The sequence below is a fragment of the Paenibacillus glycanilyticus genome (assembly GCF_030161375.1).
Lineage (GTDB): Bacteria > Bacillota > Bacilli > Paenibacillales > Paenibacillaceae > Pristimantibacillus > Pristimantibacillus glycanilyticus_B.
The window spans coordinates 1-26,830 of sequence record NZ_BSSQ01000018.1 but is presented as its reverse complement, the minus strand read 5'-3'; the positions used below and the strand labels follow the sequence as shown (position 1 = coordinate 26,830).

Annotated in this window: 14 protein-coding genes; 11 read left to right on the top strand and 3 right to left on the bottom strand. The window is 51.9% G+C overall.

What is annotated here, in order from left to right:
• The gene (locus QQK89_RS22660) at positions 1-1,725 is read right to left on the bottom strand and encodes a sensor histidine kinase (protein WP_284240960.1); all 1,725 of its coding nucleotides are present in this window, start codon (positions 1,723-1,725) and stop codon (positions 1-3) included.
• A 161-nt stretch (positions 1,726-1,886) separates the two neighbouring features.
• Between QQK89_RS22660 and QQK89_RS22655 the strand changes: the two genes are divergently transcribed.
• The 4 genes from QQK89_RS22655 to QQK89_RS22640 all read left to right on the top strand — a co-directional run bounded on the left by QQK89_RS22655 (position 1,887) and on the right by QQK89_RS22640 (position 14,456).
• Positions 1,887-2,852 carry an ABC transporter permease gene (locus QQK89_RS22655; RefSeq protein ID WP_434481745.1) on the top strand — a complete coding sequence of 322 codons (966 nt, stop codon included), beginning with the start codon at positions 1,887-1,889 and terminating at the stop codon, positions 2,850-2,852.
• A gap of 18 nt (positions 2,853-2,870) precedes the next feature.
• Entirely contained in the window at positions 2,871-3,749 is an 879-nt protein-coding gene (locus QQK89_RS22650) for a carbohydrate ABC transporter permease (RefSeq protein ID WP_284240959.1), read from the top strand.
• A 135-nt stretch (positions 3,750-3,884) separates the two neighbouring features.
• On the top strand, positions 3,885-5,666 hold the full coding sequence (locus tag QQK89_RS22645) for an extracellular solute-binding protein (protein ID WP_284240958.1): 1,782 nt from the start codon (positions 3,885-3,887) through the stop codon (positions 5,664-5,666).
• A gap of 159 nt (positions 5,667-5,825) precedes the next feature.
• Positions 5,826-14,456, top strand: a complete 8,631-nt coding sequence (locus QQK89_RS22640) for a hemoblobin-interacting domain-containing protein (protein ID WP_284240957.1) — start codon at positions 5,826-5,828, stop codon at positions 14,454-14,456.
• A 174-nt stretch (positions 14,457-14,630) separates the two neighbouring features.
• Here the strand turns inward: QQK89_RS22640 and QQK89_RS22635 are convergent, their stop codons facing one another.
• Together QQK89_RS22635 and QQK89_RS22630 are read right to left on the bottom strand one after the other, a co-directional pair.
• Positions 14,631-15,935, bottom strand: coding sequence for a glutamate-1-semialdehyde 2,1-aminomutase (locus QQK89_RS22635; protein ID WP_284240956.1), 1,305 nt, complete (start codon positions 15,933-15,935; stop codon positions 14,631-14,633).
• Positions 15,936-16,443: 508 nt separating this feature from the next.
• Entirely contained in the window at positions 16,444-17,493 is a 1,050-nt protein-coding gene (locus QQK89_RS22630; RefSeq protein ID WP_284240955.1) for an LCP family protein, read from the bottom strand.
• A 255-nt stretch (positions 17,494-17,748) separates the two neighbouring features.
• Here QQK89_RS22630 and QQK89_RS22625 point away from each other — a divergent pair, with 255 nt between their 5' ends.
• The 7 genes from QQK89_RS22625 to QQK89_RS22595 all read left to right on the top strand — a co-directional run bounded on the left by QQK89_RS22625 (position 17,749) and on the right by QQK89_RS22595 (position 24,773).
• Entirely contained in the window at positions 17,749-18,843 is a 1,095-nt protein-coding gene (locus tag QQK89_RS22625; RefSeq protein ID WP_284240954.1) for an ABC transporter ATP-binding protein, read from the top strand.
• Positions 18,840-19,634, top strand: a complete 795-nt coding sequence (locus tag QQK89_RS22620) for an ABC transporter permease (RefSeq protein WP_284240953.1) — start codon at positions 18,840-18,842, stop codon at positions 19,632-19,634. Before QQK89_RS22625 ends, QQK89_RS22620 begins: the two co-directional genes overlap by 4 nt.
• A 6-nt stretch (positions 19,635-19,640) precedes the next feature.
• On the top strand, positions 19,641-20,432 hold the full coding sequence (locus tag QQK89_RS22615; protein ID WP_284240952.1) for an ABC transporter permease: 792 nt from the start codon (positions 19,641-19,643) through the stop codon (positions 20,430-20,432).
• Between the two features lie 20 nt (positions 20,433-20,452).
• A complete protein-coding gene (gene bcp / locus QQK89_RS22610) occupies positions 20,453-20,911 on the top strand; it encodes a thioredoxin-dependent thiol peroxidase (protein WP_284240951.1) in 459 nt (152 codons plus the stop codon).
• Positions 20,912-21,023: 112 nt separating this feature from the next.
• Positions 21,024-22,169, top strand: coding sequence for a polysaccharide deacetylase family protein (locus QQK89_RS22605; RefSeq protein WP_284240950.1), 1,146 nt, complete (start codon positions 21,024-21,026; stop codon positions 22,167-22,169).
• An 88-nt stretch (positions 22,170-22,257) separates the two neighbouring features.
• Positions 22,258-23,280 (top strand): AAA family ATPase, encoded by a 1,023-nt coding sequence (locus QQK89_RS22600; RefSeq protein WP_284240949.1) that lies wholly within the window; start codon positions 22,258-22,260, stop codon positions 23,278-23,280.
• Positions 23,277-24,773, top strand: a complete 1,497-nt coding sequence (locus tag QQK89_RS22595) for a DUF58 domain-containing protein (protein WP_284240948.1) — start codon at positions 23,277-23,279, stop codon at positions 24,771-24,773. The genes QQK89_RS22600 and QQK89_RS22595 overlap by 4 nt, the downstream gene beginning before the upstream one ends.
• Positions 24,774-26,830 lie beyond the last annotated feature (2,057 nt).

Below are 26,830 nucleotides of genomic sequence, written 5' to 3'. Positions count from 1 at the left end.
CTATAATGAATCTCTATCATTTGGCCAATAGAGCTCTACGGTAAGCCCGCCGTCATCGCCGCGAATAAGACGAACGCCGGCTTCCTGACCATACTGCAGCAGCATCCGCTGGCGCGTATTCCACAAAGCGCAGCCTTTGTCTTCCGTAGGCGGCATCGACATTTGCAGCTTCAGCTGGGCTAGCTGCTCTTCGGTAACGCCAACCCCATTATCGGTTACGGTGATGATATTGTACCGGTCATTTTGCGAGCCTATGATTTGCACTTCGCCGCCGCCGATTGGTTCAAGGCCGTGCAGCACGGCATTCTCGACGATAGGCTGCAGGATTAACCGAGGAATCTCAAGCTCTTCCATCGCTCCCGGGATCGTAATGACGTAGGTCATATCCTGGACGTTCATCGCCTGGATCGCCAGATAACTTTTCACCAGCTCTACCTCCTCGCGCAGGTAGGCGAGTTGTCTCTCGGACCTCGTTGTATACCTGTAATACCGGCTAAGATGCAGCGCCAGCTCCATGACGGACTCTTTCTCTCCAAGTCTCGTAAGACTGCGGATAAGAGAGAAGCAGTTATAGAGAAAATGCGGATTAATCTGCGATTGCAATTGCTTCAGATTGGCATCCCTCGACCGGATCTGCTCGAGGTAGACGTTCTGGATCAGCTGCTCGATCTGGACGGCCATATCGTTAAAGCTGACGAGCAGGAAGTGGAACTCGCTGTTTGGATGGAACACCTTCAGCTTTGGATATTCGCCTTTTTTCAGCTTTTTCACGCCGCGGATCAGCTCCCGGATCGGAACCTGTACGTTCGTGTACAGAATGTAAGCCGCTATCGTGCTGCCGATGAGGAGAAAGATGATGCAGATATAAAAGAGATTGCTGTTTGCCGTAATCGGCCGGACAACGTCGTCAATGGGCAAGTAGTCAAAAACATACCAGCCAAGCTCCGGCATGTACACGCTGTTGACGGTATACTCGATGCCTTCAAGCTTAATGCGGGTATACTGCGATTCCGACAGCTTTTCCAAATTCACCTTGGCAAGCAGCTTCTTCTGCAGTTCGGTATCGGAGCCGTTAACCGCAAGAATCTTCCGGTCCGGCGAGCTGAAGAAGACATCTCCCTTGCTGCCCGCCTTGAAGCGATCGAGCGCTTTCACTAATTCGTCTGCCCCGAAGCTGACTTCAACGATAACTCCCGCGTTAGAGGCGGAGCTGTCATAGGGCTCGCTTAGAAACCTTACAAACCTTGGATTGTTCTGATAATAAGGGGCAACGTTCTCGGTATATTTCCAGACCTTTGAATAGTTTTTGGCTACGAGATCTTTATCGTATTCCAGATGGAAGTCGGTTGAAACGAAGGTGTTGGTGGCCGGCGCATAGATGCTGATCGTTGTATCCCAATCGGAGGAGGCATTAATGAGCCGAAGCTTGTCGGCAATGCGAATCTTCTGATCCGTTTGTTCGTATAGGGTGGCTATCTCCAAAAACTCGAGGGTACGGACGTTAATGTCTTCTGTTATCATAAGGCCGCTTTTCGCCAGCTGTTCCGCCGTTTTATCGGTCTGGGCCGCGAAGTAGGACAAGTCCTTGTGCATGGAAATTTCCACTTCGTTCATCACGACGTCCATGCTTGTCTTATTCGAAAACCAGTAGAGGGCGATAATCGGAATGAGCAGCAAAACGATGATGCCGACTATTTTTGTAAACGTATTCAATCGCAGCGACATGTGGTCGGTCTCCCCGCAGCAAAGTGGATGAAAACAAAAAATCCGGGTATCGTTCTAAAATCATTGGCGCAGACTTGGCGATTCCCCGATTGCTATACTTACTATACATCATGATGAAACTCTGTCAATCGACAAATAGAATAGCGGAAAGGACAATGGGGATGGGGACAACGACAAAGGCGATAGCCGGCAATGAGGTCTTGCGACAAGAGACCGACAAATCAAAATCGAGAGGATTTCTGAAGAGGACCTGGCCGCTTCATATCATGCTGCTTCCGGCGGTAATCCTGCAATTCATATTCGTGTACGTGCCTCTCGGAGGATTGGTTATCGCTTTTCAAGACTACAAACCGTACGATGGCATTTTCCATTCCAAGTGGGTAGGGCTTGAGCATTTCAAATTTATGTTCGATTATCCGGACATTAAGCAGGTTATTACGAACACGGCGCTGATCGCCGGATTGAAAATTATATGCGGCATTATCGTGCCGTTCGTGTTTGCGCTTTTGCTGAACGAAGTGAACTTTAACCCTTTCAAGCGCACGGTGCAGACGCTGGTGTATCTGCCTTACTTCATCTCGTGGGTATTCCTGGGCGGGATTCTGAATGACATGCTTGCGTCGGACGGGATTATCAACACGGTGCTGCATAACTGGTTTGGCGTGAAGGAGTCGATTCTGTTCCTGGGCGACGGGAATTGGTTCCGGTTTGTCGTTGTGCTTAGCGATGTCTGGCAGCAGTTCGGTTACGGCACAATCGTGTACCTCGCGGCGTTGGCGGGGGTGAATCCGTCACTCTACGAAGCGGCGGAAGTAGACGGCGCGACTCGCTGGAAGCAAACCTGGCATGTAACGATTCCATCGCTCCTGCCGATCGTAATCGTAGTGGGAACGCTGGCTCTCGGCAATATTCTGAACGCGGGCTTTGACCAGATCTTCAACTTGTATAATCCGCTTGTCTATAGCAAAGGCGACATTATAGACACGTTCGTTTACCGTACGGGTATCTTGAACGGGCAGTACAGCTTGGCCACGGCCGTTGGCATATTCAAATCGCTCATCGGTTTCGTGCTCATCATCGTCGGTTACAAGCTCGCTCAAAAATACGCGGATTATAAAATCTTCTAGAAAGGGGTACCTGCGCGCATGTATCAAAAGACATTCGGTTATCGGGTTTTCTCGGTATTCAACTATTTAATCCTGGCCCTAGCAGGCCTGTTGTGTATTATACCTATCATTCATATACTCGCGATCAGCTTTAGTGCCAGTGCTCCCGCGAATGCGCATCTGGTCGGCATGTGGCCGGTGGATTTCAATACCGAATCGTATACGAAAACAATGAACAATCCGAACTTCCTCCGGGCGTTCTGGATCTCGATCGGGCGTACGGCGCTTGGCGCGTCCATTACGCTGGCGGTCATTACGCTGGGCGGCTATGCGCTGTCGAAGGATACGACCGTTTTTAAGGCCCGCTCGCGATACGCTTGGTATTTCGTATTTACGATGTGGTTCAGCGGCGGTATAGTGCCTCTTTATATCGTCATCCGCAATCTTCATATGATGAATACGATTTGGGCGCTTGTTCTTCCGGGCTCCGTTGCCGTATTCAACATGATTCTCCTGATGAACTTCTTCCGCGCCACGCCCAAGGAGCTGGAGGAAGCAGCCTTTATCGACGGAGCGGGACATTTCTCGATTCTGTTCCGGGTTTATCTGCCTCTGGCTATGCCGGCGATTGCAACCATGTCGCTCTTTACGATCGTAGGCAACTGGAATGCATGGTTTGACGCTTTGCTCTACATTAACGACTACCGCAACTATCCGCTCGCAACCTTCTTGCAGACGATTATCGTACAGCAGGACTTCAGCAAGCTGAACCCGGACGTCAACGAGTTGAAGAACATTTCCCAGCGTACGGTGAAAGCGGCTCAAATCTTTATCGGGATGCTTCCGGTTCTGGTTGTGTATCCGTTCCTGCAGCGGTTTTTCGTCAAAGGGATTGTCCTTGGCGCGGTAAAAGAGTAGAAATTAAGAAGATAACAAAATGGCATGTTACTCAAAATTATGGTATTTCTATCAGTAATAACCAAGACTATAGTATTAATTGAGAGTAAATAAAGCGCTCTCATGCTATAATAATCATTTTACGGGGGGAAAAAAATGCATAATTCAATGAAAAAGCTGATGCTCGTTTCGTTGACTGGCGTACTTGCGGCAAGCCTTGCGGCATGCGGATCAAACAACAATAATAACGGTAATAAGCCATCTAACGACCCTGCGGCAACGAACTCCGGCAATGCGGCAGCAACAAACAATGCTGGTACGGACAACGCGGGAAGCGGTGCGGACGAGACGGGCTGGGACGGCAAGAAATACGTAGAGCCGATCACTCTGACAACGGTTAAAGGCGTAGGCACGAACTACTTCTTCAAAACGGGCGAAACGATGGAAAACAACGTTTTGCAAAAGTATATGAAAGACAACCTTGGCATCGACGTGAAATACGACTGGGTTGTAACGGATACAAACGACGCTTACAAAACAAAGCTTCGCCTGATGCTTTCCTCCGGCGAGAAAATGCCTGACGTTATTACGTACCGCGGCGATATGGAAACCGTTAACATGCTGATTGACTCCGGTCAATTCATGTCGGTCAACGAGCTGTTCGACAAGTATGCCGGCGACGAGTACAAAAAAGCGGCGGCGCTGAACCCGGATACTTTCCTTCCGGTAACGCGCGACGGCGAGAAAATGGCGCTTCCGGTTCTCGACTACGCATACAACGACGATATGGTTCTGTGGCTTCGTCAGGATTGGATGGATAAACTCGGCCTTCAAGCTCCTAAAACGGTTGCCGACCTTGAAGCCATCATGGATGCATTCACCAATAAAGATCCGGACGGCAACGGCAAAAACGACACATTTGGCATGGCTCTCGGCTTCAAAAACGGCTTCCTGAACTGGATGACGGACGTAAGCTGGCTGTTCGGCGCTTACGGCACAATGCCGGGCCAATGGAACAAAGCGGCTGACGGCACGCTGGCATTCGGCTCCGTGGATCCGGCTGCCAAGCAAGCTCTCAGCACGTTGAAAACCTGGATGGATAAAGGCTGGATCTCGAAAGACTCCGGTCTGAAGGACGACACTTCCGGTTCCGAGTTCTTCACGAAAGGTCAAGCAGGCGCAATCGTTGGCCGTAACTGGCTGCCGGACTGGCCGTTTGGCGATCTGATCAACAACGTTCCCGGCGCGAAATACAAAGCTTACCCGATCCCTGCTGGTCCAGACGGTAAAATCGGTTCCCAAAGCGGCAACCCGTCCGTTAACGGCTGGATGCTGATTAACAAAAAAGCGGCTCATCCTGAAGCGCTGCTTCGTTACTACAACTTCTTCTTCGATAACTGGGCGAACCCGCAAAAAGGCAGCGAGTTCGAGAACGGCTTCGCAGAAGGTTACGACTGGGCTAAATTGCCGGACGGCACGATCACGAAGGATCCGCAAAAATATCCGGACCTGTTCCCGAACTATGCGGACCGCACGCATCTCGTAGAGCCAATCTACTACTCGCTGACATTTGAAGGCGCTCGTCAACCGGCTCTGTATGCGGACACTATGATCAAGCTGTATAACGGCGAAGCTCCAACAACGCCATACGAAGAGCAGACAAAAGCCGTACGTAAGCAGGAAAACCTGGAAGCGATGAAGATCGTTATGGATCAAAAAGATATTCGCATGAAGAACTACTTCCAAGGTCCTCTGACGGAAACGATGAAGTCCAAAAACGAATTGCTGAACAAATTGGTTAACGAATCGTATTCCAAAATCATCTACGGTCAAGCACCGATTGATTCGTTTGATACCATGGTTGAGAACTGGAAGAAATCCGGCGGCGACCAAGTAACGAAGGAAGTTAACGATTGGTACGCATCGGCTTCGAAATAATCTTCTTTAAGTAATAAGCCTTAGCTAGCAACAGGAAAAGGAACGCCATATTTACGCCAGGCGTTCCTTTTCTTATGCCGGTTATCATTTTTTCAATATTCTGAAAACGTTTACAACTAGAACAGTCACCCTGGTCATCTTTCTTGAGAGGGGAAAACAGTGTTGGCTAGAAAAAGAACAAAAAGGTTATTGTCGTTAGTGATGTCGGTCGTTATCGCCGTAAGTTACGTACCGTCAGCCGTATTTGCGGCTTCGGGTACGACAGCGGCAGCCACAAGTGCTACGGCGCCGGATGTTGCGGGGCATTGGGCTTCGCAGCAGGTAACGGATTGGACATCCAAGGGCCTCGTTAACAGCTACCCGGACGGAACGTTTAAGCCGGAGCAAGGCATTACGCGCGCAGAGTTTACGAAATTAATTAATAGTTTGTTTGGATTTACGGCAAAAGGCGAGAACAGCTTCTCGGACGTTGGGTCCGGCGCTTGGTATGCTGAACCGATTGCGATCGGTAAGCAAGCTGGTTTTATTAACGGTTATCCGGATGGAACCTTTAAACCAAATGCGGCAACTACAAGACAAGAGGCGGCCAAAATTGCTGCAGGACTATTCAGATTGCCGGCAGCAACAGGCTCTGATCCGCTTGGAGCGTTTAATGATAAAGCGCAAGTTGGCGCATTTGCGGCAGAGCCGCTGGGCCAATTGGTAAGCGGTGGTTATTTGAAGGGCTTCCCGGACGGGACGGTTCAGCCGCTTAAATCTATTACTCGTGCGGAAGCGGTTGTTCTATTAAGCCGTCTAGCAGGCGAAGTTTACGTGAAAGCGCAGACGTACAAGGATCAAAAGCTGGCGGGCAACGGGCTGGTGAACCTTGACGGCGTAACGATCGAGAATTCGGCAATCGGCGGGAATCTTTACTTGACCGCTGGGATTGGCGAAGGTGATTTTACGCTGAAAAATACGGAAGTAAAAGGAACCATCTTTATCAGCGGCGGCGGTGTGCATAGTATTCACCTGAACAATGTTCAGACGCCAACTATCGTAGTTGATAAGAAGGAAGGTCCGGTCCGCGTCGTTGTTGACGGCTCGGAGGTCGGAACGATGGAGCTCCATTCCGATACGGTACTGGAGACGAATAATTCGGATATCGACCATCTGAACAACCAAACGGACGGTTCTACTCTAAATGGTAAGAAGCTGGATAAAGGCAAAGGGCAAGTTGGCGGAACAAGCAGCGGTAGCGGGGGAACGACACCAACTCCTACGCCAACTCCAACTCCGGATCAATGGGATCTTGTATGGAGCGACGAGTTTGACGGCACAGGCGACAATCTGGATACCAACGGCGTAAACCTGGATAAGTGGAGTTATCAGCTTGGGACGGGTTCGCAATACGGCCTCACGAAGTGGGGCAACAATGAACAGCAGAGCTATGAAGCAGACAACGTGAAGGTTGAAGACGGCAAGCTGGTTATTACGGCGAAAAAAGAAGCAAACGGTAATGATGTTCCTTATACTTCGGGCCGTATTTTCACGCAAAATACGTTCACCAAAGCTTATGGCAAATTCGAAGCGAAGTTGAAGCTGCCTAAAGGCCAAGGCTTCTGGCCAGCCTTCTGGATGATGCCGGCAACAAGCGAGTACGGAACATGGGCGTCTTCGGGTGAGCTTGATATTATGGAAGCGGTCGGCAGACTGCCGGGCGAAGTTTCCGGAACGATCCATTACGGCAAAACCGCTCCGGGCAACCGCTATACCGGTAACAAATACAACTTCCCAAGCGGAACGGATTTTAGCGGCGAGCATGTCTATGCCGTTGAATGGGAGCCGGGCGAAATCCGCTGGCTGGTAGACGGAGTTGTCTATCAAACGCAAAACAACTGGAACAGCTGGGGAATTGACCAGCCGGCGAAATACGCTTATCCGGCGCCTTTTGACAAGCCTTTCTACATGATTCTGAATCTAGCGGTTGGCGGCAACTTCGACGGCGGCAATATGCCGCTTGACAATAATGACCGCAAGATGGAAGTCGACTATGTCCGCGTGTATGACAAGAAAGGCGGATACTCTACTGCAGACTTGAAAGAACCGCTGGTAGAGAAGGAAGCTTTGCCAGCTAATCACAAACCGGCTATTAACGGCAATTACGTGCATGACGTGAACTACACGAATGGCTTCAAGACAGTAGCAACGGAGACGGATACGTTAGATCCCGAAAAATGGAACTTCGTGCATGTCCCTACTTATTTCGGTCAAGGCTCGATAAGTACCGATACGATTGGCAGCGCGACTTATGCGAAAGCAACCATTACGAATGGCGGATCGCAAGACTATTCCGTTCAGCTTATTCAGAACGTAACGGTGGGCAAAGGCAGATATTACAAGCTGTCATTTGACGCCAAATCGACGGAAAACCGGACGATGACGGCTAAGATCGGCGGCGGCGCCGACCGCGGCTGGGCGACTTATTCCGACGTCTTGTCCGCAAGTTTAACGGATCAGATTCAATCCTACAGCATGACATTCCAGATGCCGGCGGATACGGACGTTCTGGCACGGCTAGAGTTTAATATCGGCCTCAACCTGAATCCTGTCTGGATCGGCAATGTGAAGCTCGAAGAAGTGGAGCCGGACTCGCAGGAAGATCCATACAAAGAAGATGACGCAAAAGAGCCGCTTAACGGAAATTTTGTCTACAACGGCACTTTTGATCTTGGCAGACTCGACCGTCTTACTTACTGGCATTTCAACACGGCTGACGGCGCTGCGGCAACGGCTTCCGTTGATCCGGAGGACCGGGAATTTACAGCCAATATTAGCAACGGCGGTGCAAATGCATCCTCTATTACTTTGCTCCAGAAGGGCATCAAGATTGTTCCGAACAACGATTATCAACTAAAGTTTAAAGCAAGCGCGGCTTCGGATCGTACGATCAAGGTAGGGATTCAGAAGCAAGACGGCACTAACCTTGTGGAGCCAATCGCGGTGAACCTGACGACTGCTTCTGCAGAACAGACCGTGAACTTTAATACGGGCACAGCAGCGGATAGCAATGCGATTCTTGTCTTTATGCTGGGCGGCAGCGATGCGGATGTTGCGATCGACGATGTTGCCTTATTGCGCGCGAACAATGATCTGCCATTAAGCGATCAGTTCCCGCTCAAGAACGGCGATTTCTCCAACGGCAAGGCATCGTGGAATCTGCATGTGCAAGGTTTTTATGACGGATGGGATCATGTGACCGGTTATACCGAAGATGCCGGAAGCATGAAGGTGAATGTAAGCAGCGTCGGCAATTATGCCTGGGATGTTATGCTGATGCAAAATAACTTCAATCTCTATAGAGACAAAACCTATTTGGTATCGGTAGATCTCAAATCCTCTGTTGATCGCGATGCGGATATTGTTATCGATAATGCTACGGATCGTCTGCTCACGCATACGGTGCACTTGACTGGCGATTACCAGACATTCACTTATGAACTGCCGGTTACCGCTGATACGGCTGCTTCCTTCAAGGTATTGCTCGGTAAGCAAGCAACGAATCCGGCTGGGGCGCATGACGTATACGTGGATAATGTGCGCGTGGAGCTGAAGGGCGCTCGCGAGAAAGCGTTCTTGCTCCAAAACGGCTATTTCACGGATGGGAACGCGAACTGGTCCCAGCATGTGCAAGGCGTGTATGACGGAACCTCGAAAGCCTCCTATGACTTCAACAACGGAAGAGCCAAAGTTACCGTTGAGAATGTAGGCGCGAATCCTTGGGATGTCATGCTGTTGCAGCAACCCCTTCAATTGCAGAAGGACAAAACCTATATTGTGAAGTTTGACGCGAGGGCGACTGTAGCCAAGAAGATTGGAGTCATAGCGGAGAACAGCACGTACACGAAGTATATGGCTGAGGAAGTAACGCTGGGCACAACAACAAAGAGTTATTCCTTTGAATTCACGATGCCTAGGGAAGATGCAGTAGGCTTGAAGTATTTGCTTGGTTATTACGGAGCGGCGATGGATGCACACGATATTTTCATCGACAATGTCCGCTTTGAAGAAAAAGGCGCGATGGAAGCGATTGGAGAGATCGCACCCACTCAGAATGATATTCGTCTTCCGGCAGCTCCGGTGCTGACGCCGGATGTGTCAGACAACAGCCTCGGCAAAGATATAATGCTTACCTTTGCCTCCCAGCCAAGCTGGAGCAATGCGATTCATTCCATTACCGTAGATGGCACGGCTATTGCTGCGGATGATTATACGATTACGGCAAACAGCGTTACCATCAAGTCCGGCGTCTTTGCGGTAGCTGGCGATCATGTCATTGTTATTCAAGCTTCCGGTTATGAGCTTGGGCAAGTGACGCAAACGGTGGAAACCCAGCAATTGTGGAGCTTGGTCTGGTCCGACGAGTTTAACGGCGATGCCGTTAATCCGGATACAAACGGCGTCGATTTGACGAAGTGGGGCTACCAGGAAGGCAATGGCTCCGAATACGGCGTTGCGGACTGGGGCAATAACGAGCAGCAATATTACCGCAAGCAAAATATTGCCGTTGATCCGACAACCGGCAACCTCGTTATTACCGCGAAAAAAGAGACGTTTAACGGCAAGCCGTATACTTCGGGACGTCTCTGGACCAGCAATACGTTTACGAAGGCTTACGGCAAATTCGAAGCACGCATGAAGCTTCCCGAAGGATCCGGCATTTGGCCAGCCTTCTGGATGATGCCTGCCGACAGCGAATACGGCGGATGGGCTGCATCCGGCGAACTTGATATTATGGAAGCGAGAGGCCGTCTGCCGCATGAAGTCGGCGGAACGATCCATTACGGCAAGAACGCTCCGAACAATAAAGCAACGGGTGCGGCTTACACCTTCCCTGAAGGCGAATCCATCTCCGGCTATCATACCTACTCGGTAGAGTGGGAGCCGGGCGAGATCCGCTGGTATGTGGACGGCAATCTCTATCAGACGGTTAACAACTGGAACAGCTGGGGCGCCGATCAGCCGGATAAATACGCTTATCCCGCGCCGTTTGACAAACCGTTCTATATTATTCTGAACCTAGCCGTTGGCGGCCAATTTGACGGCAATCGTCTTCCGGCCGACAGCGATCTGCCAGCGAAGATGGAAGTGGACTATGTTCGTGCCTACGAACTGACGGGCCGTCCTTACCGCACGCCGGTAGAGCCGGATTCGAAGGACGAAATTCCGGCTAACGCGAAAGCGATTGTTGATCAAGGCTTCGAGCATGGCTTGACCGATATTACGGATTCCACGCAGGCGCTTAACGCGAACTATTGGAACTTCCTGCATACGCCGGACTTTGGCGGAGCGGGTTCCGCGATCGTGGATACGATCGGAGACGATAAGTTCGCCAAAGTATCAATTACTAGCGGGGGCAACCAGAATTATGCTCTGCAATTGATTCAGTATGCAACCATTACGAAAGGCCATGCTTACAAAATCAGCTTTGATGCCAAAGCAGCGGCAGCAAGAAACATCAGTCTGAAGGTCGGCGGCGATGCGGATAACGGCTGGGGCGCATATTCGGATAACTTTGATGCCGCGCTGACAACCAATCTGAAGCATTATGAATACCGCTTCCTGATGAATAACGACACCGATCTTGCCGCGCGTCTGGAGCTTAATCTTGGTCTCAATACCAACACGGTATGGATCGGCAATATTAAGATCGAAGAAGTTGATGCGGTATCGGAGCAAGACGGAGCGAAAGCGCCGCTTGGCAACGGACAACATGTCTATAACGGCAATTTTGATCTTGGAACGATGGATCGCATGACTTTCTGGAACTTTGAAACTTCGGGCGACGCAGATGCTTTTGCTTCGGTTGACCCGAATGCAAGACAGCTTGAAGCAGCTATCGCAAACGGCGGAGACAGTCCTTCGGACGTTACGCTTACGCAGAAGGGCATCAATCTGCTTCAGAACGACTCTTATAAGCTGAACTTCAAGGCTTCCGGGGAAGCGGAACGTTCCATTAAGGTTTCATTCGTAAGCAAAGACGGCCATACGGTCTATGCTTCGAAAGATTTTACAATCGGCACGGCAATGGGCAGTCAGGAGTTCGCGTTTACGATGCCGGTTGGCGTAACGGATGAGGAAGGCCAGCTTGTCTTTGGACTAGGCGGTAATGACTCGGATGTTGCGATCGACAACGTCTCCCTAATTCGCACGACGAATAACAACTTCGACTTCACGGGCGTTGATCTGTTCCCGCTGAAGAACGGCGATTTCTTCGCCGGCCTTCTGAATTGGGAGCAGAATACGCAAGATGGCGGGGGTGCACAGTTCTCCACGGAAGATGGAGCCGCAAAGCTTACTATTACAAGCCTGGGCAATCAGCCGTACAGCAACATGCTGATTCAAGGCGGCATGAGCTTCAAGAAGGGCTTAACCTACACGCTGGAGTTTGACGTAAAAGCTTCCGTCGCACGCGACCTGCAGGCGACCTTGGAAAACGCATCGTACGCCCGCAGATTTGATTCCGGCGTGCAGGCGATTGGTACGGATTGGGCGCATATGAAGTTTACGGTTCGTCCTACGGCCGACGAATTGCTTGCGCTGAAGATCATGCTCGGCAAAACGCCGGGTGGAGCAGTGGGTACCGTCTGGATCGACAACGTGGTGCTTGAGGTGGAAAATGCGCCGGTGAAGCGTCCTCCAACAATGGTAGCGGACAGTACGGATAACCTTGCTGGCCAAGAGATCATGATTCCTTTTGCGGATGACGCAACCTGGAGAGGCGCTATTACGTCGGTGTCCGTAAATGGTGCAGCTCTGAACGCAACGCAATACACCGTCACAGCAGGGACATTAACGCTTCATTCGGATGTCTTCTCCGTTGACGGCAACTACCCAGTGAAGGTAGCCGCGACTGGGTATGGCGATGCTGTCTTGACGCAGCAAGTTTTCTCAGGCGATGGCAATCTCGTATTGAACGGCAGCTTTACGAACGGTACGGCTAACTGGGAATCATGGAAAGGAGCCGACGACTACTCTTCGATTTCGGTAGAGGACGAGAAGGCTGCAATCCAAATCAACTATAACGGCGGTTTGGATCCTCAATGGAGCGTTCCGTATACATGGTCCACGCAATTCATGCAATCCGGCATCAAGCTGAAAGCCGGCAAAACGTATGAGCTGAGCTTTAAAGCCTGGTCGACCGTTAACCGTCCGATTCTGGTCGAGCTGACCGGGTATAGCGGCAATCAGCAGGTGCTGTTCAATCTTACGGGCGATTCTTCTACGGTCTACACGAAAGTATTGAAGCCAACCGCCGATATGACGCTGACGGTGAAATACTTGCTTGGCAACGTGATTAGCGGAGACATCACGACCCCAACCGGCGAGCATACGATTCATATTGATGAAGTAGCCGTCCGCGAGAAGGTATCACCGCCAACGGTGACTGCAGATTCGACGGATAATAAGCTGACCAATCCTATTGAACTGACCTTTACGGATAATGCCGCGTGGAGTAACGCCATTACGGGCATTACGGTTGACGGGGCAGCCGTGAATGCGGGCAAATACACGGTTGCGGCAGGCAAAATTACGCTTGACGCCTCTCTGTTCCCATCGATCAAGACGTATTCGATCGCCATTCTGGCTAATGGCTATGCGGCAGCGGAAGTATCGCAAGAAGTGAAGACCAACGCGAAGAACATCGCGCTTGGAAGTACGGCAACCGCTTCTTCCAACAATCAGCCTGCCGCTAACGCGATTGACGGCAAGTCGAATACAAGATGGGAATCAGCTGCTTCGGATCCGGAGTGGATCTCGCTTGATCTGAAGAAGCTTTACAAGCTGGAGAGCATGACGCTGAGCTGGGAAGGGGCTTACGGCAAGACGTATACGGTTCAAGTTTCATCAGTGGACTCTCCTGGTGATGACGATTGGACGACAGTCTTCACCGAGCCTTCCGGCAATGGCGGCATAGACAACATTACGCTGCATGGCGAAGAAGCACGCCATGTGCGAATTAACGCTACAGCCAGAGGCACGCAATGGGGCTACTCGTTATGGGAGATTGAAGTATACGGTACGCCGTCCAGTCCTGATCCGATTCTTCCTCTTGGACCGGCATTAACAGGTGATTCTACTAGCAATAAAGTAGGAAACAGCATTGAGTTGGGCTTTACTAGCGATGCTGCTTGGGAAGCTGCGGTTACCGCTGTGAAAGTCAATGATGTTGCACTTGCAGCAGATAAATACATTGTTGCAGCAGGTAAGATCACGCTGAACGGAGGCGTATTTACAGCAGCAGGCAGTTACGCGGTTACGGTATCGGCGAGCGGTTATGCGGACAATGAAGTAACGCAAGTGATCGCGGCTGATGTGAATCTTGCTCTTGGCAAGACAGCCGTTGCTTCATCGGAGCAAGATGTATTTTATGCCGCTGAAGCTACTGACGGAGATCAAGGCTCCAGATGGGGAGCAAATTGGACGACTAACAACGATAACCATCCGGAGTGGATTTATGTGGATCTTGGTGCCGTAGAAACCTTCAACAAACTCGCTCTGAACTGGGAAGGGGCTTACGGGAAATCGTTCGAAATTCAAGTAGCTCAGCCTGGTGCTGATCTGACCGATAACGCTAACTGGACGACAGTCCATACCGTCTCGGGACAATCGCTTAGCGGAGACGGATTGAAGCAGATCATTAATCTGGATACTCCTGTGCAAGGTCAATATGTACGAATCTATGTAACAGAGAAGGGCTTTGCTCCATATGGTCCTTCGTTATACGAAATCGAGATTTATAACAGCTAATAAGTTGCAAGAGATGAGCCCCCGCAATTTGCGGGGGCTTATTGCTTGTTTGCGGATAGGAGACGGCACGGTAGAGAGAGTACAGATGGGATTGATGAGAATCATAGGAGTGTGGCAAGCGCAAATACGAAAAGAGCCATCCCATTATCTAAGAATGGGATGGCTCTTTAAATATTATAGTTTCGAGAAGGCATGCTCAGCTGCTGCGAGGGTAGCGGCGATGTCTTCTTTGGTATGCGCGATGGTCAGGAACCACGCTTCATATTTGGAAGGGGCAAGGTTAATGCCTTGCTCCAGCATGAGCTTGAAGAAGCGGCCGAACATTTCGCCGTCCGTATCCTGCGCTTCATCATAGTTCGTTACCGGATGGTCGCAGAAATGGGTGGAGAACGAACCGCGGATTTGGTTAATCGTAAGCGGAACGCCATGTTTGGCTGCCGATGTCCGCAGACCGTCTGCCAATGTAGTTGCAAGATCGTTCATGCGATCATACACACCGGCTTCCTGCAGCACCTCAAGGCAAGCGATGCCAGCCGAGATGGAAGCGGGATTGCCCGCCATCGTACCCGCCTGATAAGCCGGGCCAAGCGGAGCAACCTGCTCCATAATTTCTTTGCGGCCGCCGTACGCGCCAATCGGCAGACCGCCGCCGATGATTTTGCCAAGCGCGGTAAGATCCGGCTCAATGGCTTTGAAATCCGGGAAAACGTTAAACGTTTGCGTTGTGCCATAGTGGAAACGGAACGCCGTAATAACCTCATCATAAATAACGAGGGCTCCTGCTTCGCGTGTCAATTTGCAGACACCTTCGAGGAATCCGGGCTTTGGCATAACCATACCGAAGTTGCCAACAATCGGTTCCACCATAACGGCAGCCGAATCGTCGCCCCAACGCTCCAGCGCTTCCTTCAAAGCATCCAGGTCGTTGAATGGAACGGTGATGACTTCTTGGGCGATGCTGGTCGGAATGCCGGCACTATCCGGAATGCCAAGCGTAGAAGGACCGGAGCCAGCCGCAACAAGAACCAGATCGGAATGGCCGTGGTAGCAGCCGGCGAATTTGATGATCTTGTTTCGTTTCGTGAATGCGCGGGCTACGCGGATCGTCGTCATGACGGCTTCGGTGCCGGAGTTAACGAAGCGGACTTTATCAAGAGAAGGAATAGCTTCCTTCAGCATGCGGGCCATCTGAATTTCGAGCTCGGTAGGCGTGCCGTACAGCGTGCCATTCTGAGCTGCGCGGACGATCGCTTCGGTAATATGCGGATGGGCATGTCCCGTAATAATCGGGCCGTAAGCCGCCAAGTAATCGATGTAACGATTGTCGTCGACATCGTAGAAGTAGGCGCCTTCCGCGCGTTTCATAAATACCGGCGCACCGCCGCCTACCGCTTTGTAAGAGCGGGAAGGGCTGTTGACGCCCCCGACAATATGCTGCAGCGCTTCCTCGTAAAGCGCCTCTGAACGTTTGCGTTGCATAGATAAATCCTCCGTATTTCATTGTGTTATGTAAGCCGAATACATCCGCACGCGGCCTGAATGAAGAGAAATAGACCTCTCCATTATCGCGCAGTCCGAGCAAAAAGCAAAGTCGTATGCCGGGCATGACGCCTGGAGCGGACGTCCATACAAAAGCAGCTATAAGCCTCGTTGCAAGGAATGCAGCATAAAAGCCCCAATTGGGCGAGGTTGAGGTGATGCCTTGCACAAAATGCAGCTTATTCCTGCACAACGAATCGAAATGAACATTTTAGTAACAATATGCTGTAATCCGTGCAGGATATACGAGAAAAGAGGCTCGAATGCTCGTTTATGATGTATTCTGCGCAACGTAAGCGGAAAGCAACAATAAGACGAATACACCGTCCGCACAGGCATACAGACTCTACTGTCCGGCGGCGTAAAAAAGACCTCCAATTCCGCCAAGTGGCGAAAGAGGAGGTCCTTTTGGTCTGCGTATTCTTAATTTCTCTATCTATATATATCCCTATTGTGTACTGCTATTATTTGTCGTTGTATCCGTGCTTCCTTCGGTACCTGGCGAAGGGGACGGCGTAGCTTCGGTATCGTCCTTCGACAAAGCCTCCTGGACGGAAGCTTTCAGAGCATCCAGATCGCTGACGCCAAGGACGGACGCGCCGCCAACTCTTTCTTCGGCGATCAGATCCATTGGAGGGACCTGCTGCGTGCCCGCCAAGTGGGATTTAACGCCCAGCTGGCCTAGCTTCAGCATATCGGTAACCTGCAGGTTTGTCTCGATGTATGGCGATACGCTGTCCAGAATTTTCTGCATCTGTACGATGTTCCATCCGGATTTGAGCTTGCTCGCCACAGCGTTCATGAAATCGCGCTGACGTTCCGTACGGGTGAAGTCGCTCATTGCATCGTGGCGGAAGCGGACATATTGCAGCGCTTTGTCGCCGTCGAGCAGCTGGTAGCCTTTTTTCAGATCGATATCGTATTTGTTCTTATCGGCATTATCGGTGTAATGCATGTCCTTCTCGACATCGAAGTACACGCCGCCGATCGAATCAACCAATGCTTTGAATCCTTCGAAATCCGTATACACATAATATTGAATGTCGAGACCAAGCAGGTCGCCGACGGTCTTCATGGCCAGCTGCGGTCCGCCAAGCGTAATAGCGGTGTTGATCCGGCCTCTGCCATGGCCTTCAATATCAATGTAGGTGTCGCGCAATACGGAGAACAGATGGGCTTTTTTCGTAACCGGGTCAAATGACGCGATCATTATGGAGTCGGAACGCGGTACCTGGTTCTCCTCCAGACCGCGGGCGTCGCCGCCAAGGAGCAAAATATTAACGCGTTCTTTGCCTTGCCATTCCGGCGGAGCCTCTACTGTAGTGTTATCATCGAATTGGCCAAACCGAGAATCCTCTTTGTCTTTACTAAACTTATCTAACGAATTATATACGCCTGTGCCCCAATAAGCTAAGGCGCCGATGGCAAGAACTATAACCACGAGAAAACCGCTGAGTACCCATTTCCATGGTTTTCTTTTCTTTTTAGGTGTAGCCATAACTGTAATAGTGCTCCTTTCAGCAACTGTTCCTTGTAGAAATGGTGTAAAACCAAATCAGACAGGCGATTCATCGTTCCCGAGCCGATGATGCCTGCCATTTACGCAAATCCTTAACTATTGTAATATTACATATCATAAAATTATAAATCGGAACGCTAGATAGACGCAAGTTTTATCGTTTTCCTTGGAAAAAACTCATAATTCCCCGGGAAATGTCGACCGTTTGTAACAGAGAGGAGCATATTCGACCTAATGCTGGCGATTGATGTCAAAGATCTGCGAAAGCAGTTCAAAGTACAAAAGAACAGAGAAGGCTTATCCGGCGCGCTGAAAGACCTGTTTAAAAGAGAATACAACGAGGTCACAGCGGTAAAAGATATTTCGTTCCAAATTCCGCAAGGCGAGATTTGCGGTTATATCGGCGAGAACGGTGCCGGTAAATCAACAACTATCAAGATGCTTACGGGCATTCTGGTTCCAACATCGGGACAACTGAAGGTCAATGGCTATGTGCCATATAAAGACCGCGAGAAATTTGTCGGCGAGATTGGAGTCGTATTTGGCCAACGTTCCCAACTGTGGTGGGATATCGGTGTTATTGAGTCTTTCCAGTTGCTGCGCAAAGTATATCGCGTGTCCGAGCAAGATTTTCGCAAAAGATTGGACAACCTGGTGGAACGCCTTGATCTTGGCGAACTCCTGAACCGTCCGGTCCGCAAGCTTAGTCTCGGCCAACGGATGCGCTGCGAGCTTGTTGCTTCGCTGCTGCATAATCCGTCGATCCTGTTCCTGGACGAGCCAACGATTGGTCTGGACATCGTGGTCAAAACGGAAATCCGCGAGTTTCTGAAAGACCTGAACCGCGAGGAAGGTACAACCATCCTGCTCACCACGCATGACCTGCAAGATATTGAAGCGTTGTGTTCGCGCGTTATCATGCTGGACGACGGCCGGATTATTTATGACGGAGGATTGGAAGAACTGAAAAACCGCTGGAGCAAAGGACGCGAGATTCAGTTCCAATTCGGTTCTCAGACGCCGCTTGAGAAACTTCAGGGACTGACTTCGGGTCTCGCCGTAACTTGGACGATGAACGAGCAAGGCGCTTCGATGTGGCTGCCTCATACGATTAACGTCTCTGATGCCTTAGGCAAGGTAGTTAGTGGAGCGGATATTCAAGATATCAAAATTCTCGAGACGAACACGGACGATATCGTCCGCGAAATTTACCGTTCAGGTTCGGCATCGGTCTCCGCCGCAGCGTCATTGATGGATGTTGAATCACCGAAGCAGGAAGCCGAAGCACAGCCAGAGCCCGAGAAGGAGAAGGAGACTTCTCTCCGATGAAAAGCGCGTATGTAGATTTTATCCGAATCCGGTTTCTGACGATGCTCGCTTACCGCGTCAACTATTACAGCGGCATCGTCATTTATGCCATTAACATTGGCGCTTATTATTTCCTGTGGAAAGCGATCTTTGGCTCGGCCGAGACGCTTCAGGGCTTTACGCTCGCGCAGATGACGACTTATATTGCGGTATCCTGGATGGCCCGCGCGTTTTATTTCAATAACCTGGACCGCGAGATCGCCAATGATATCCGGGACGGCAGCATCGCGATGCAATTGATCCGGCCGTATTCGTATCTGCTTGTCAAAATGATGCAAGGACTTGGCGAAGGCTTGTTCCGCCTTATTCTCTTTATGGGACCTGGCCTTGTCATCGTCTGCCTGCTGTTTCCGGTGAAGCTGCCCAAAGACCCGGTCGTGTGGGTCATTTATTTCATCATGCTGCTGTTCAGCTTGTTTATTAATTCACAGTTGAACATCCTGACGGGGCTTGCGGCCTTTTTCGTCGAAAATAACGAAGGCATGATGCGGATGAAACGCGTGCTGGTGGACTTGTTCTCCGGCGTGCTTATTCCGATCGCCTTTTTCCCGGGCTGGCTGAAGGGGATTATGGAGTGGCTGCCCTTCCAGGCCATTACGTATTTGCCTAGCGCCGTATTTACCGGACGGACACCGTTGGACCAGGCATGGGGCGTTCTTGGTCTGCAGGTGTTGTGGTTCGTTATTTTGCTTGTGCCTATTTTGTTTACTTGGCGTGCGGCCCGCAAGCGGCTGTTCGTGCAAGGAGGTTGATTGGTCATGTTATATGCAACGTTATTCTGGGAATATATTAAAAACTATGCGAAAACCCGTCTGACCTACCGTGCGGACTTCTGGGTCGAGGTGCTGTCGGACTTGATGTTCCAGGCTACCAACCTGATCTTTATTCTCGTGGTGTTCCAGCATACGCCTTCGCTTGGCGGCTGGTCGGAATCGGAAGTGATATTCGTATACGGCTTCTTCATGATTCCGTACGGGATCTTCACGACCTTCTTCGGGATGTGGAACTTCAGCGAGCGTTATATTGTCAAAGGCGAGATGGACCGGATACTGACTCGGCCAGCTCATAATTTGTTCCAAGTACTGCTTGAGAACGTGGATCCTCCTTCGCTCATCGGTTCGGTCGTTGGGGCGATCATTATGGCCGTTTGCTGGAATGATCTAGGCATGGCTTTCCATTGGTATTATGTGCTGATCATGCTGGTGTTCGTGTTAGGCGCTGTTCTTGTCTACGGCGGCATCTACACGGCGCTGTCGGCGATTTCCTTCTTCTCGGATGCGCCAACGGGCATCGTGCCGCTTATTTATAACGTTCAGAACTATGGCCGTTATCCGGTCAACATTTATAATAAAACGATACGTTTCATCTTAACCTGGCTGCTGCCGTTTGCTTTTGTCGGCGTAATTCCGGCTTCTTATTTCTTGGAGAAAAAGGCCGATGACATTTCCCAGCTGGCTTGGTTCACGCCGGTTATGGGCATTGTCGTGTTTACGCTTGGCCTTATGCTCTGGAATTATGGCGTAAAGCGGTACCGCGGCGCGGGTTCGTAGCGGTAGGAGGGTAAAGCGTTATGGAAGTAGGCAAAAAAGCGCCGGATTTCAAGCTGCCGGCATCAAGCGGCGAGACCGTTAAGCTGAGCGATTACCGGGGGAAAAAGGTTGTTTTGTACTTTTATCCGAAGGACAATACGCCAACCTGCACGCAGCAGGCATGCGATTTCCGCGATGCTTATCCGGCGATGGTGGACAGCAATACGGTTGTGCTGGGCATTAGCCCGGACCCGGTTCTTGCGCATGAGAAGTTTATCGGCAAGCAAAACCTGCCGTTCCTGCTCCTGTCGGATGAGAAGCATAAGGTATGCGAGAAGTACGGCGTCTGGCAACTCAAGAAATTATACGGCCGCGAATACATGGGCGTTGTCCGCTCGACCTTTCTCATCGATGAAAAAGGCAAGCTGGTCCGCGAGTGGCGCGGCATAAAGATCAAAGGCCATGTCCAGCAAGTCGCGGAAGAGGCTGCCAAACTTTAATAGAGGAGCGGGTCCCGATTGACGGGACCCGCTTTTTTTGGCATTTGCTAGATTCGCCGCTCATATACTCTATCAAGATTCATTACGAGAGTAGAGAAGGGTGGCAGATGGGATGCGCTTGCTGGTGCAGACGGGATTATGCTTCATTATGCTATCGTGCTTGTTGCTAGGGGTTAATCAAGAGAATAAGCATGTGAAAGCGGCGACGGCTTCTAGCAAGCCTGTCGTCTATTTGACGTTTGATGACGGGCCAAGCGAGAAGACCAAAGAGGTGCTGGCGATTCTGAAGAAGGAAGGCGTAAAGGCGACCTTTTTTATGCTGGGCAAGGAAGTGAAGCAGTATCCGGGCATAGCCAAACAAGTGGTGCAGGAAGGCCATGCAATCGGCAATCATACCTATAATCATGTGTACGCGGAGCTGTACGGGAGTTTCGCGAATTTTGCCAAGCAGGTCATGGACACCGACGAGGCTATCTATCAGGCAACGGGCGTAAGGACGAATCTGCTACGCGCGCCGGGAGGGACGTTTGGCAACTTCGATCAAGGCTATTTCGACGCGATGGCCAAGGCCGGTTATATCATAAACGATTGGAATGTGGATAGCGGCGATTCGACGCGGGTTGGCGTTCCCGAGAAAGAGATTATAAACACTGTTGAACACTCTACGTTATTTAACAAAACGGTGGTGCTGATGCATGACAGCTCTATTCATGGCGAGTCCGTGAAGGCGCTGCCGGAGGTGATTGCTTTTTTCAAAAAGAAAGGGTATCAATTCGCCGTGTTGACCGATCAAGTGGAGCCGATCCAGTTCAGGCTTGCTCCGTCAATGAAATGGAAACGTCCCAAGGTGACGGCAGCTGAAACGCAGACGGTCGTCCAATATATGAACCGCACGAGGACTAGCGCGGCAATTCCTCCCCCTAATACGCAAAGTCTAATTGTTCATGCGGCCGGGGAAGAGATTAAGTTTGAACCGCTGGAATATAAGATGGAAGCCGGCACAACGGTCGTTCCGCTGCGGCAATTGATCATGGGGCTTCATGGGATCATCCGTCTCGACATGGCAGGAGGCATCGTCGAAGCGATGGTGAATAACGAGAGCATAAGCTGGACGGCTTCCGAGGTTGGCGGCAGCGGAACCTCTCTCCCAAGTCGGATTATGGTACCGGTGAGAGATACGCTTCAGAGGTTTCATTATGCCATTCAGAAGATGACGGCAACGAAAGATAAGAGGGAGATTTGGATTGAACTCTCTTGAGTTCTCTTCCATCTAGCAGGTCTAAATAGAGAGGCGCGTGGCGATACTGAAAGATAGAGATGCTATTTTTCAGGAGGTCGATGAGAGAATGCTCGTGCCTAAATTTGACGGAATGCAGGAAAAAGCGGAAGCGCAAGCTTGGCCGGAAACGCCGCAGGTGCTGCTGCAACGGCTTATTCATAGAATAGATCACGTTCTGCTAGGGAAAAGAGAAACGGTTGTCCAGCTGCTGACGGCAATGCTGGCTGGCGGCCATGTGCTGCTGGAGGACGTGCCGGGCGTGGGGAAAACGATGCTCGCCGGCGCTTTTGCGCGCGTGCTTGGCGGGGAGTTCAAACGAATCCAGTTCACTTCGGACATGCTTCCCGCGGATGTCATCGGGGGTGCGGTCTGGGATAGCCGGATCAGCGAATTCGTCTACCGTCCGGGGCCGATTATGGCCAATATTGTCCTTGCGGACGAGATTAACCGGACTTCTCCCCGCACGCAGTCTGCTTTGCTGGAGGCGATGGAGGAACGGCGGATCAGCGTGGAAGGGGAGACCCGCAAGCTACCGGAGCCGTTTGTCCTTATTGCGACGCAAAACCCGCTAAGTTACGAAGGAACCAATATATTGCCGGAAGCGCAAATGGACCGGTTCATGATGAGGTTGTCGATCGGGTATCCGTCCGTCGAGAATGAAGCCAAAATGCTCGAGCAATATGCGTCCGGGTCGAGGCTGGAGCCGCATCAGCTGCGTCCGGTCCTCATGCTGGAGGAATGGCTGCGGATGCAGCGCGAAGTACGTCAGGCGCATGTTCATCCCGGACTGCTGGAATACATGGCGAAAGTAACGGATGCGACAAGGCGCGCGCCCGAGCTTGAGCTTGGGTTAAGCCCGCGGGCGGGACGCGATTGGCTGAGAGCTTCGCAAGCCCGTGCCTATGTGGAGGGCAGGCGTTATGTGCTGCCGGATGATCTGTTTGCGACCGGGGAGGTTGTGCTGGCTCATCGGTTGAACGGTGTAAGCGCCGGGGGGAGACAAGCGTTTGAAGCGCTCCACCGCATTCTTAGAAATACTCCTATGCCTGTCTCGATTGCTCCTCAGCAAGGAGCGGGGAGGCACAAATGACGGCGCAGCGGAATGATTCGAACGTTGTCGTGACGGAAGCGGCGAAAGGGAATTTGCCGCAACTCTCGGCAGATGGCGGTGCGACAACAACGAAACCAAGCAAAACGAAGACGGACGGGCAAAAGGCGGATTTACCGGAGCAGTCTGCCCGGCCATTGGGTTACGGCACGCGATGGGGAGCATGGATCATCATTACGCTCGGCTGGGGAATGAGTCTTGCCGGCGTGATTACGCGAGGCGGGGCCGTTGAGACTTTTATGCTCATTGTGCTCAGCTTGCTGCCGGTGTTATCGATTGGGATGCCGCTGCTTGGGGCGGCTGGTCTTACGGCGGACAGAATCATTCCCAAGCTCAAAGTCAAAGACGGCGATGAGGCGGTTGTACGCCTGACGGTGAGGCGTACGATCGGCGTGCCGTTTGTATGGCTGGCTGTACAAGACGCTATGACCAATACGAGTTCGGCTGAGAAAAAGGGAATCGATTATCGTTATATTGCCATGCCTTTAATCAAGAGGGAGGTAGAGCTCCATTATTCCGTTCTTGCGGTAAGACGCGGAGAACATCAATTTGATCACGTCACCGTGACCGTTGGCGATTGGCTTGGGCTCACGGCATTCCGGAAAAAATTGTCTTGCCCGGGCACGCTGCTTGCGGTTCCCGCCCTTCCCGAAGAGATGAGGCGCGAAGCTGGCCAATTATATGGCGCGGTGGCGGAGCAAGTGTCCGGCGATTCTTCGGCCGCTTATATCAGTGACCAAGGAGAAATCAGCGACAGATCGGCAGGAAGGCTGCGGCAGTCCGGTCTTGGACCGGAGAGCAGACCGTACCGGGACGGAGACTCGATGCGGCATCTGGAATGGCGGGCTGCGGCCAAAGGGCGCGGCATGTTCACGAAGCAACATTTGCTGGAGCAGCCGGCAGAAGTGATCATGATTGCCGATACGCACGCTACCGCTTACAACCGGGACGGAAGGTTGTTTGACGCTACGCTTGCCTGGATGGCGAGAGGGATGGAGCTTGCGGCAGCGGAGGGCTGCGATGTCCGGCTTATTACGGGAACAACTGGCGGGAAGCGGGAAGGAAAGGTACGCAAGGGTAACCAAGAAGAGCGTAAGCGAGACGGCTTAACCCGGCAGGCAACGTTGTTGGAACAACTTGCAAAGCTGCAGCTTCGGAAGACGGCCGTGGCGATCGACCATCTTCGGACGGAACTGGGCGGTCTGAAAGCCGGCGGAACCGTTCATGTCTATACGGCGGATTGGAAAAGCGGCCAAAGCTGGATTCAGCTTGCGGCTTACGCGAAAGATCAGAATTGCCGGGTTTCTCTGCATATCGTAACGAGACAAGCCGTTCTGACGTATGCCATGCGGGAGCAGCAGAGGCTGCTGGAGGAAACGGGCCTGCTTGTACACTGGCTTGCTTATCCGGAACGGATGAACCGTCTGCCAGAAACGGTGGAAGGAGGCGGCCAGCATGCGAATGTCCAATCTTGAGACGGGCACTGTAGGGTTCCGCGCTCTGACCACCGCGCTGTTGTTTGGGTTATTGGCGGAATGGATGCTGCCGTGGCTCCATTATAAAGAATGGGCGGATATTTACCAGATCGGTCCTTTGCTTACGGTTGTAGGCTGCGTAATGTTGACGGGGCTTTTTCGTCCGGCCTGGTATATGTCGCTGTTGATGAATGGCCTGTTATGCCTCATAACCATCATGCTTCTATTTAAAGGGGATGACGAGAGCGCGTTGCAATGGCTGGTCCATTATCCTGGCGAACTCGCCGGAGATATTAAGGATTTATTCGTCTATGGCCTGTGGACGATGACGAGCGAGCTGCGGACGCTGCTACTGTTCGTCGGATGGGCGATGTTGGCTCCCGCGCTGCAGGCGCTTGTGTGGCTCAGGCAGGTAGCGTTGGGACTAACGGCTATTACCGTCTCTTATCTGCTGATCCTTCACACATGGGTAGGCATTGACGTGTTTAACGGACTGCTGCGCACAACAGCGGAAGGTTTACTGCTGGCTTCCGTCGTAACGATTGCAAGGGTAAGACGGTTACATGGCGGTACAAGTGAATCGGGCCGTCAGCTTCATCCGAAATGGCTGGCGGCTGGCGAGTTTCTTGTCCTTCTCTGCGTGGGGATCGGCATGCTGTTGTCCAGCGGACAACCAAGGCAAACGGAACCTTCTGCCTGGACGGTAAATGCCGCAAACCGGATCGAGCAGGCGATGGTGGAGCTGAACAAGGCCGATTATTCGGCAGCGATGCAGGCGGCCGTTGGCGCTGCTTCGCAAGGCCGTTCTTTTACAGGCTACGGATTTAACGACAACGAGCTGGGGGCTTCGCTTACGCCGGACGATACGGTCGTGTTTAACGGTTTTTCGCCGGTTCAGACTTATTGGCGGGGGGAGTCCAAATCCGTCTATGACGGGCGGGGCTGGAACAGCGGCTGGAGCGGCAAAGTGCTTCATCCGGTAGAACACGATGATAAGATGACGTCCGAAGTGACGGCCAGCACGGGAACGCAGAGCCAGGCGATCAAACAGACCGTTGTGATGAAGAAGCCTTCCTCTTCGCAAGGACTGCCGCTGTTTTTCGCCGGGAATGCGGGTCATGTGTTCAGCTTGTCGGCGATTGATCCTAACCGGCAGTTAAGCACCTACATTGAGGATGAACTGGCGGATTCGCTGTATGCGGCGGATAAGGATGCCAAGGTGGAGCGGTATACGATCGAGAGCACGCTGCCGGTTACGGATGCTTCGGTCCTTCGGGCATCTGATCGTGTGGCGGTTGACGGAGAGACGGCGGCGTTTAATCAAGCTGCGGACGAGCCGGATCTCTCGGACTATTTGCAGCTTCCGGACTCCGTGCCGGATAGGGTGAAGACGCTGGCGGACAAGATTGCTGGAGCTGGCCTTACTACCCGGTACGACCAGGTGAAAGCCGTTGAGCAATATTTGAAAAACAGCTATGCCTATTCGCTGGACAGTTCGGTCCCGCCAAAAGGCGCCGACTTTGTCGACGACTTCCTGTTTGAGCAGATGCGCGGTTATTGCGTGCATTTCTCGAGCGCGATGGTTGTGCTTCTCCGCGAGGAAGGCATTCCGGCGCGATGGGTGAAAGGGTTTGTCTCCGGCTCGCCGGTATCAACGGCGGGTGAGGCGGAAGCAAGCGGAGCCGGGACCCTCTACAACGTGCGCGCAAAAGATGCGCATGCATGGGTAGAGGTGTATTTCACCGGCGTAGGCTGGGTGCCGTTTGATCCGACGCCGGGGTTCTCCGGCGGCTTGGGGCCTTTGGATGCAGACGCCGGCATAGCGGCGGCTGGAGGGGATTCATCGGCGGGGGAAATCGCCGATGGTTCTGCGCCAGCGCAGGCCGCCGCCGGAACGGGCGGCATGCTGGTGCGGTTTGAGGCGGCAGCGGAGCGCGCCGCCTCGGATGTGCGGCGAGGGGCGGAAGCCCTCGCCCAGGCGGCGCGAAGCGCCGCCGATGGCTGTCTCTTATACACATCTCCGAGCCCACGAGACGGACTCCGATCTCGGTTGGCGG

What these genes read in the sequence shown, in the direction of transcription:
- QQK89_RS22635 (WP_284240956.1), bottom strand. Translation starts at nt 15,935, where the DNA reads ATGCAACGCAAACGTTCAGAGGCGCTTTACGAGGAAGCGCTGCAGCAT.
- QQK89_RS22595 (WP_284240948.1), top strand. Translation starts at nt 23,277, where the DNA reads ATGACGGCGCAGCGGAATGATTCGAACGTTGTCGTGACGGAAGCGGCG.
- QQK89_RS22620 (WP_284240953.1), top strand. Translation starts at nt 18,840, where the DNA reads ATGAAAAGCGCGTATGTAGATTTTATCCGAATCCGGTTTCTGACGATG.
- QQK89_RS22630 (WP_284240955.1), bottom strand. Translation starts at nt 17,493, where the DNA reads ATGGCTACACCTAAAAAGAAAAGAAAACCATGGAAATGGGTACTCAGC.
- QQK89_RS22625 (WP_284240954.1), top strand. Translation starts at nt 17,749, where the DNA reads ATGCTGGCGATTGATGTCAAAGATCTGCGAAAGCAGTTCAAAGTACAA.
- bcp (WP_284240951.1), top strand. Translation starts at nt 20,453, where the DNA reads ATGGAAGTAGGCAAAAAAGCGCCGGATTTCAAGCTGCCGGCATCAAGC.
- QQK89_RS22615 (WP_284240952.1), top strand. Translation starts at nt 19,641, where the DNA reads ATGTTATATGCAACGTTATTCTGGGAATATATTAAAAACTATGCGAAA.
- QQK89_RS22655 (WP_434481745.1), top strand. Translation starts at nt 1,887, where the DNA reads ATGGGGACAACGACAAAGGCGATAGCCGGCAATGAGGTCTTGCGACAA.
- QQK89_RS22645 (WP_284240958.1), top strand. Translation starts at nt 3,885, where the DNA reads ATGCATAATTCAATGAAAAAGCTGATGCTCGTTTCGTTGACTGGCGTA.
- QQK89_RS22660 (WP_284240960.1), bottom strand. Translation starts at nt 1,725, where the DNA reads ATGTCGCTGCGATTGAATACGTTTACAAAAATAGTCGGCATCATCGTT.
- QQK89_RS22650 (WP_284240959.1), top strand. Translation starts at nt 2,871, where the DNA reads ATGTATCAAAAGACATTCGGTTATCGGGTTTTCTCGGTATTCAACTAT.
- QQK89_RS22600 (WP_284240949.1), top strand. Translation starts at nt 22,258, where the DNA reads ATGCTCGTGCCTAAATTTGACGGAATGCAGGAAAAAGCGGAAGCGCAA.
- QQK89_RS22605 (WP_284240950.1), top strand. Translation starts at nt 21,024, where the DNA reads ATGCGCTTGCTGGTGCAGACGGGATTATGCTTCATTATGCTATCGTGC.